The organism is Kitasatospora sp. NPDC017646 (assembly GCF_044329365.1).
Classification (GTDB): Bacteria; Actinomycetota; Actinomycetes; order Streptomycetales; family Streptomycetaceae; genus Kitasatospora.
The window spans coordinates 1-7,863 of record NZ_JBIRJC010000036.1 but is presented as its reverse complement, the minus strand read 5'-3'; the positions used below and the strand labels follow the sequence as shown (position 1 = coordinate 7,863).

Here is a 7,863-nt window from a genome sequence, read left to right as displayed (position 1 = left end):
ACCCGCTGGGTGACCCCCGTCGTCGGCCTCTTACCCCGGGCGCGGTGGGTGGGCGGGGGGGCCCACCCCCCCCGCGCCGGCGGGCCCGCCCCCCCGGCCCGCCCGGCCCCGGGCCGCAGTGGTGATCCCGCCACTGCGGCCCGATCCACGCCCACCCCCTACGACCCGCCCGGTCGGGCCCCGCCGCGCCCGAGCGGCGCGACACCGCCGCACCCGAGCGGCGCGACACCGCCGAACCGAGAGGATGCCGTGGCCGACCAGTCCCCGCCCAGCCCCGAGCACGCACCCGACCGGGTGCGCCTGCACCGCGAACTGACCGCCCAGCCCGGCCACCTCACGGGTGCCCTGCTGCTCGCGGTGGGCTCCACCGCCGCGGCCCTGGCCCTGCCGCTGCTGGTCCGCGACATCATCGTCGACTTCTCCAGCCACCGCCCGCTCACCCCCGACGTGCTGCTGATGTGCCTGGCAGCCGTCGCCGGCGCGCTCACCCAGGCGATGTCGGGCTTCCTGCTGGCCCGGATCGGCGAGCGGATGACCTACCGGCTGCGCACCCGGATCATGGAACACGCACTGCGCCTGCCGCTGCCTGTCGTGCGGGCCCGGGGCACCGGTGAACTCACGGCGCGGATCACCTCGGACGCGCAGCTGCTGCGCCAGGTGGTCGACGTGGCCGCCCAGATCCCCCTGGCCGTACTGACCGTGGCGGCAACCCTGGTGGTGATGCTGTGGATCGACTGGGTCCTCACCCTCGTCACCGCCGCCGCCTTCTCCCTGCTGACGGCCATGGTGCTGCTGATCGTGCGCCGGATGAAGGCCAACGTGACCGGCCAGCAGGAGGCCGTCGGCAGGATCGCCCAGCGCTTCACGGCTGACCTGGAGGCACTGACCACCATCAAGGCCTACCGGTCCGAACCGCAGGCCGCCCGCGCACTGGCGGCCGACGCCGAGCGACTGCGGCTGGTCTCCGTCGAGGGCGCCCGCCTCAACGCACTCGTCCCGGCCGTGATGACCCTCGGCAACCAGTTCGCGATGATAGCGGTGATCCTCACCGGCGGCGCCCGGATGGCCGCGGGCACCCTCCAGGCGGCGGCCTTCGCCGCGTTCCTCCTCTACCTGTTGCAACTGGTGCCCTCGGTCAGCGCCCTGGCCACCGGCTCCGGCCGGCTGCAAGCCGGACTGGCCGCCCGCGACCGCTGCAACGAGCTGCTGGCCCAGCCCACCGAGAGCGAGCCGCACGACGCCGCGCGCACCACACCCACCCCGCTGCGCCACGCTCCGGCGCTGGAGTTCCGAGCGGTCTCCTTCACCCACGCTGGCTCGGGCGAACCCGCGCTGCGCGGGATCTCCTTCACTGCCGCCCGCACCGGACTGACCGCGCTGGTCGGGCCCTCGGGCGCCGGCAAGAGCACCGCGCTCGCGCTCATCGACCGCTTCGTCCACCCCGGCTCCGGCTCGATCACCGTCCTCGGTCACGACGCCCGCCACTGGCCGCTGGACGCGCTGCGCGCCCGGATCGCCTACGTCGACCAGGCCTTCACGCTGCTGGAGGCCACCGTCCGGGAGAACCTGCAACTGGGCAACGCCCGACGGGCCGACGACGCCGAGCTGGACGCCGTGCTGGACGCCGTCGGACTCACCGACGACATCGCCCGCCTGCCGCAGGGCCTGGACACGCGCCTCGGCCGCGAGTCGGACCTGTCCGGCGGCCAGCGCCAGCGGATGGCCCTGGCGCGCGCCCTGCTCTCCGACGCCGACATCGTGCTGCTGGACGAACCCACCAGCCAACTGGACGGCCTCAACGAGCAGCGGTTCCGCACCGTCGTGGAGAACCTCGCCGCGACCCGCGCCGTGATCGTCGTCGCCCACCGACTCTCCACCGTCCAGCACGCCGACCACGTGATCATGATGAGCCGGGGCACCGTCATCGGCACCGGAGACCATCCCACCCTGCTGGAACACTGCACCCCGTACCGGGAACTCGTCGCCAGCCAGACACTCCCGACACGCTGAGGCCCGGTCCGGCCGCACCCGCCCGTGCGGGCGCAGCCACCACCCGGTTCGCGGCCTGTCGAGCCCGGGCCGGGAAGGCTGACTCCCCACCAGCCCGGCGGGGGTGCGATCCCCGATCAGGTTCTCGACGGCGCGGTGGCCGGCGGCCGCGTCCACAGCCGGTTGGTCGTCACGCAGGCGCGTTGTCACCGGATTTCGGCCCGGCGGCGGCCGACCGCGGCCGTCGAGCCACCCGCGCCCGCCGTGGCCGGGTGATCGCGCCTCGGCCGTCACGGGTCCGGCTCCGGCTCCCCGCGAGAAGCCTTCGAACGGTTGACGTCCGGTCAGCTTCGCGACCCGGAGTTCGCACCCGCCGGTGAACCTCCCGACACCGGCCCGCGGCGACCGTCGTTCTCCTGCATATGCCGCACACCTCCGAAGCGCCCCCCTCGTCCCCGCCGCACAACGCCTGCCCACCGCCACCGGGAGCAGCGGGCGGCTCCCGTGTGCGGGAAGGCTCGGACGGCCGAGGACCTGCGGTGACGACTGGCTCGGGCACCGCGGAGCGCACGCGACGGGGGGCGGTGTGTCCGTGATCCCGCTGCCGGACGGCCCCGGCCACGACGACCGGTTCACCGGCCCGCGCTGCGCCGTGCGTTTCATCGGCCAGGCCCATGTCGCCCACGGCGTGCTCGCCCCGGTGGCGGCGTGCCTGCGCCATCACATCGAGGACCCGTACGCCGCCTACCTCGACCTCCACGTCGATTCGCCTGACCCGATCACCTGGGTCTTCGCCCGCTGCCTGCTCGCCGAGGGCCTGCGCACCCACACCGGTCTGGGTGACGTCACGGTTCATCCCGCCCCCGTCGACGCCTTCGCCGCCGTGGTCGTGAACCTGAGTCCCGAAGGCGACGGCCCCGTCTGCCGGATCAGCCTGCCCACCGGCGCCGTACGGGAGTTCCTGGACCGGAGCGAGCAGATCAGCGCCCCGGGCTCCGAACACCTCAACCTCGACATCGACGCACTGATCCACCGTCTCCTCACCGATCCGCCACCCTCGCCGTGACCGCGGGAGGACGCGCGAGCGGCCACGCCCGGACCGCACGCGCCGGTGCCGGGAGTCCGAGCAGGGCGGCCGCGTCCGGGTGGAGTCGGGGTCCGGTCGGGCCGGGTCGCGACCGCACGGTGCTGCCACTCCCCCGGCGGCGGGAGGACGGACCGGGCCGTCATCGCCCTGGGCCCGTTGCCGCCGCGGTGGGCGTCAGCAGTTGATGTAACGCATGCTGAGGCTGGTGAAGCGGGTGTTCGAGGGGGCGAGGAGGGTGATGGAACGGGACTTGCCCTTTCCGCCGGCCCAGTCGCTGTCGACGTAGCCGCCGTCGGAGAGGCCGCCGCGCACGTAGGGGCAGCGGCCGTCCGCCTTGGTGTCGTGCACCGTGCCGATGACCTTGGTGTCGTAGTTGCACCACTTCCCGTTCGCGTAGCCCTCGGCGGAGCTGATGCTCCAGTTGTTGGTGCACGAGTCTGCGGGCGGTGCGGCGTGGGCGCCGGTGGCCGGGAGGAACAGGGCGGCGAGGGCCAGGGCGGCGACGGCGGCTCCGGGGACGGCGGGACGGCGCTCGGACATGGTGGTACCTCCACGAGGGGGTGCGCGGTGGACATCCGGCCGGGGCGTCGGGACGGCGCTCGGCAACGCGGCCGACGGCCCCTTCCCGGCGGTCCACCGAGCGTGACGTACCCGAACTTCCTTCGTCAACGCCGCTGCCGGGCAAGGACGGTGGCGCGCGCCCCCTGGGCACCGGGACGGTGCGGGCGTCCCATCGGCACGTCCAGCACCACGGGCGCGGGGTCGGACAGTCGCTCATGTGCGCGGAGCGAGGGCTGGAGTTCGACGAGTCGGGGCACCGGCCCGGTCCCCACGCCCATGCGGACTCCGCGGAGCCCCTCGTGCATCTGGACGCGGAGCCCTGGTGGCCGGCCTCCAGCCCGGGTTCCGGAAGGGGCTCGGGGCCCGGGTTCCGCGTGGCACCGCCTTCGCCGGCGATCCCGGCCCCGTGCAGGTGAACCTCGAGCCCCGCCACCTGCGGATGGGAGCGCCCCGCCGCCGATGCTCTGGCAAGCTGGGCCGGGAGCCGCCGGCAGCCGTCGCGGGACCGGCGCAGAGGACGGCCCGGCGGATGGTTCCGGATCACATCGACACGAGCCCTCCGGGGCCGGATGCGTCGACCGTGGGAGGTCGTGCGGGAACCGGTGACCGGACCCTGGTCGGCCGGTGAGCGGGCGGTCGATGAGCGGGCGGTGCCCGCCGACCTACGGGAGGTGCTGCTGTGACGGCTGCGGAGCCGCGATCCGCCTTCGCGACCCTCCCGATCATCCTGGGGCTCTCCATCGCTTTCACGATCACGACCGTCGACCCGCTGGTCCTCAGCCTGAACATGCCGCAGATCAGCCGGGCGCTGCACGTACCGCCCGACGTCGTCGGGTTCCTGGAAGGCGCGGCGACGCTGGTCGTGGCCGCCGCCGTCCTCGCTGTGGGCAGTATCGGGGACGCTTTCGGACTCAAGCGGCTGCTGATGCTGGGCCTGGTCGGCGGAGTCGTCGTCAACCTGCTCTCCGCGCTCTCCCCCGACTACGGGTTCCTCCTGGTGATGCGCCTGCTCGACGGCCTGGCCCTGGCCGCGATGCTGGGAGTGTCACTGGCCCTGCTCAAGGTCGCCGTGCCGCCGGAACGGCGGCCGGCGGCCATCGGCGTCTTCATGGCCATCGAAATGGTGCTGTGCGGGGTGACACCCGCGGTCGTGGGCTGGGTGGTGGGGGCCGTCGGCTGGCGGTGGCTGTTCCTGCTCGTCCCGCTGCTGGCGCTGATCGCGCTCGGGCTGACGGCCCGCTACGTCACCGAGTCCTCCGTCCCTCAGCGCCGCGGGGTCGACGTGGTGGGCGTCAGCCTGGTCGGCGTCGTCCTGCTGACCCTCGTCCACGGCATCGCCGAGGCGGAGAACGGGATCACCCGGCTCCAGTCCTGGCTGCCCCTGGTGATCAGTGTGATCGCCGGCGTGCTGTTCGTATTCCATGAGCGCCGGGCCACCGAGCCCGTCCTGGAGCCGTCGCTGTTCCGCAGCGGCGCGTTCACCGTGGCCGCGCTGGCCAGCCTGACGCTGAACTTCATCGCCGCGGGGTTCGGCTTCGCCCTGGGGCAGTTCGGCAGTGTGGTCCTCACGCTGTCCCCGCGCACGATCGGCCTGCTGTACCTGCCCGGCACGCTGCTGGTGGCAGGCGCCGTCATCCTCGCCGGGCGCATGATCGGGAGGTACACCCCCCGGCCGGTCCTCATCACCGGCATGCTGGTGCTGGTCGCGGGCGGGCTGCTGATGGCGGCCACCGCCGGGCCCACGATGGCGCTGTGGATCCTGGTCCTGGCCACCTGGCTCACCAACCTGGGCTCACTGGTGGCCTCGGCCTCGGTGGCCGAGACCATCCTCTCGCACGCCCCACCCGGTAGGTCCGGTGCCGTCGCCTCCGTCCAGCCGGCGTTCGGAATGACCGGCTACGCGCTCGGCCCCGCCGTCTACCTCCTGCTGTTCAACCTCTTCTTCCAACGGCGGTGGCTCAACGACGCCGATGCGCGCGGCCTGTCGGAGACCCAGGCCGCCCAGGCCGTGGACGCGACACGAAGCGCGATGGCACAGGGGCCGGCCGCCGTCGGTTACGACCCGAACCTGCTCCGGCAAGCCGGGCTGGACCTCGGGCTGGACTTCAGCGACGGCCTGAGGCTCACCATGCTGGTCACGAGCCTCCTGCCGCTCGCCCTGGCCGTGGCGGCGTACGTGCTCATGCCCCGTAGGGTCCGGACCGCGCGGTAGGAACCGGCCGACCGCGGACGGCGCGCGACGGTTCCACCGCACCGCGCTCGCGGCGGAGAACCCGTCCGGTCAGCGGGGCCCGCCGCTCGCTCGAGGACGGGCCCGACGGGCCGACCGGGCAGGGACGGCGTTCGGCGTGCCACGGGTATCAGGTGTCGGTCGAAGCGGCGGGGGCCGCGCGAGCCGTCCTGCGGTGGTCGGGACCGTCGGCGGCGTGGGTCAGCGGTGGCTGACGATGACGGACACACCCCACCCGATCGCGGCGAGGACCACCGTGAAGCACACCACGGCGACGAGGTAGCCGAGCGGTCCGGCCACCGGACGCGTGGCGGCGGCCCCGTCCGTCCGGACCGGCGGATTGAGGGCGCGCACGCCGATGGCGAACAGCGCGGGCAGACCGGCGCCGACGAGCACCCCCACCACGATGATCTTCCACAGCGCGTTGAGGTTGATCCAGGAGTTCACGGGGCTACCTCCTCCTGCGTTCAGCGCGCGGCACGACCGAACCCGTCCACGCTGCGTTGACGTTCTCCGGGGTGACGGCCGGGCGGCGGGAAGCGGCGTAGAACGCGATCGAGGCCAGCACCAGCACGGCGGAGATCACCACCACGCCGACCGTCCCCCCGATCCCGTCGGCGACCTTGTAGGCGAGCGCGCCGACCACCGCCGCGGCCGGAAGGGTGAGCAGCCAGGCGGCCACCATCCGGTTGGCGATGTGCCAGCGCACCACCGCCCCCTTCCTGCCCACCCCGGCGCCGAGGATCGATCCGGTGGCCACATGCGTGGTGGAGAGCGAGTAGCCGAAGTCGGTGGAGGAGAGGATCACCGCGGCCGACGCCGACTCGCTGGCCATCCCCTGCGGTGCATCGATCTCCACCAGTCCCTTGCCCAGCGCGCGGATGACGCGCCAGCCGCCGATGTAGGTGCCGAGGGCGATCGCCCCGGCGCAGGAGGCGATCACCCAGGTCGGTGACTTCGCCCCGGCGGACAGGGTTCCGTCGGCGATCAGCGCCAGGGTGATCACGCCCATGGTCTTCTGTGCGTCGTTCGTGCCGTGGGCGAGCGAGACCATGCAGGCGGAGCCGACCTGGCCGAGCCGGAAACCTTGCCGTTGCGAGTCCTCGGGCACGCCGCGGGTGAGGCGGTAGACCAGGTAGGTGCCGAGCGCGGCGACCACGCCGGCAATGAGCGGCGACAGGGCGGCGGGCACGATCACCTTGGAGACCAGTCCTTGCCATTTGACCGCGGAGCCGCCCGCCGCCGCCATCGTCGCCCCGACCACACCTCCGATCAGCGCGTGCGAGGAGCTGGAGGGGATCCCGAGGAACCAGGTCGTCAGATTCCACAGGATGCTGCCGGCCAGTCCCGCCATGACCACCGTCAGGGTCACGTCGTGGCTGTTCACCAGTCCGCCGGCGATGGTCGCGGCGACCGCCGTCGACAGGAAGGCGCCGGCCAGGTTCAGCACCGCCGACACGGCGACCGCGAGACGCGGCCGGAGGGCCCCGGTGACGATGGAGGTCGCCATGGCGTTGCCGGTGTCGTGGAACCCGTTGGTGAAATCGAAACCCAGCCCGGTCGTGATCACGAGCGCCAGGACCACGTCATTGCCGGTCACCGTACGAACCTAACCGTCCGCCCGACCCACGCCGGTGCACGACACTCCCCGGGCCGTCCACCCCCGATCGCGGGTGAACCCGGGTGTCACCGCACCGGGCGCGACCCACCGACGGTCCGTCAGGCCTCCGACCGGGCAAGGTCCGTGGCCGTCACGCCGAGGACGACGTCGGCCCGGAGTCGGGGCGACGGTCGGCCACCCCGTCGGCCTGCGCTGGGACCGAGCACGTGGTGCCGGGGTGCCGGGGCGCCGGGGTGCCGGGGTGCCGTGGTGCCGGCCGTGTCGTCGGTGTCGTCGCGGCCCATGGTCAAGATCGTCCGGGTCACGGGTCTGTCCCGGTGACCCGAAACGGCGTCAACAGTGCGCGACAGCGGCGCGAACCGGCGTCCGGGCAGG

Annotated in this window: 7 protein-coding genes; 3 read left to right on the top strand and 4 right to left on the bottom strand. The window is 73.3% G+C overall.

From position 1 onward, the window contains the following. The first annotated feature begins 249 nt into the window (after positions 1–249). Positions 250–2,010, top strand: coding sequence for an ABC transporter ATP-binding protein (locus ACH4J0_RS34035; RefSeq protein ID WP_396244894.1), 1,761 nt, complete (start codon positions 250–252; stop codon positions 2,008–2,010). A 565-nt stretch (positions 2,011–2,575) separates the two neighbouring features. After that, on the top strand, positions 2,576–3,055 hold the full coding sequence (locus tag ACH4J0_RS34030) for an SsgA family sporulation/cell division regulator (RefSeq protein ID WP_396244893.1): 480 nt from the start codon (positions 2,576–2,578) through the stop codon (positions 3,053–3,055). A gap of 195 nt (positions 3,056–3,250) precedes the next feature. On the opposite strand, the gene ACH4J0_RS34025 is transcribed toward ACH4J0_RS34030, so the two are convergent. Both ACH4J0_RS34025 and ACH4J0_RS34020 read right to left on the bottom strand, forming a co-directional pair. Further along, complete coding sequence (locus tag ACH4J0_RS34025) at positions 3,251–3,616, bottom strand: hypothetical protein (RefSeq protein WP_396244892.1); 366 nt, start codon at positions 3,614–3,616, stop codon at positions 3,251–3,253. 125 nt (positions 3,617–3,741) lie between these two features. Further along, positions 3,742–3,915, bottom strand: a complete 174-nt coding sequence (locus tag ACH4J0_RS34020) for a hypothetical protein (RefSeq protein ID WP_396244891.1) — start codon at positions 3,913–3,915, stop codon at positions 3,742–3,744. A gap of 401 nt (positions 3,916–4,316) precedes the next feature. On the opposite strand from ACH4J0_RS34020, the gene ACH4J0_RS34015 reads away from it, so the two are divergent. Further along, positions 4,317–5,849, top strand: coding sequence for an MFS transporter (locus ACH4J0_RS34015; RefSeq protein WP_396244890.1), 1,533 nt, complete (start codon positions 4,317–4,319; stop codon positions 5,847–5,849). A 219-nt stretch (positions 5,850–6,068) separates the two neighbouring features. Here the strand turns inward: ACH4J0_RS34015 and ACH4J0_RS34010 are convergent, their stop codons facing one another. Both ACH4J0_RS34010 and ACH4J0_RS34005 read right to left on the bottom strand, forming a co-directional pair. Continuing rightward, the gene (locus tag ACH4J0_RS34010; RefSeq protein WP_396244888.1) at positions 6,069–6,314 is read right to left on the bottom strand and encodes a hypothetical protein; all 246 of its coding nucleotides are present in this window, start codon (positions 6,312–6,314) and stop codon (positions 6,069–6,071) included. A 4-nt stretch (positions 6,315–6,318) separates the two neighbouring features. Continuing rightward, the gene (locus ACH4J0_RS34005; RefSeq protein WP_396244887.1) at positions 6,319–7,467 is read right to left on the bottom strand and encodes an anion permease; all 1,149 of its coding nucleotides are present in this window, start codon (positions 7,465–7,467) and stop codon (positions 6,319–6,321) included. Positions 7,468–7,863: the final 396 nt, after the last annotated feature.

Excerpts from the sequence above, each read along its gene's own strand:
- ACH4J0_RS34025 (WP_396244892.1), bottom strand. The coding sequence starts at position 3,616 with ATGTCCGAGCGCCGTCCCGCCGTCCCCGGAGCCGCCGTCGCCGCCCTG.
- ACH4J0_RS34020 (WP_396244891.1), bottom strand. The coding sequence starts at position 3,915 with ATGGGCGTGGGGACCGGGCCGGTGCCCCGACTCGTCGAACTCCAGCCC.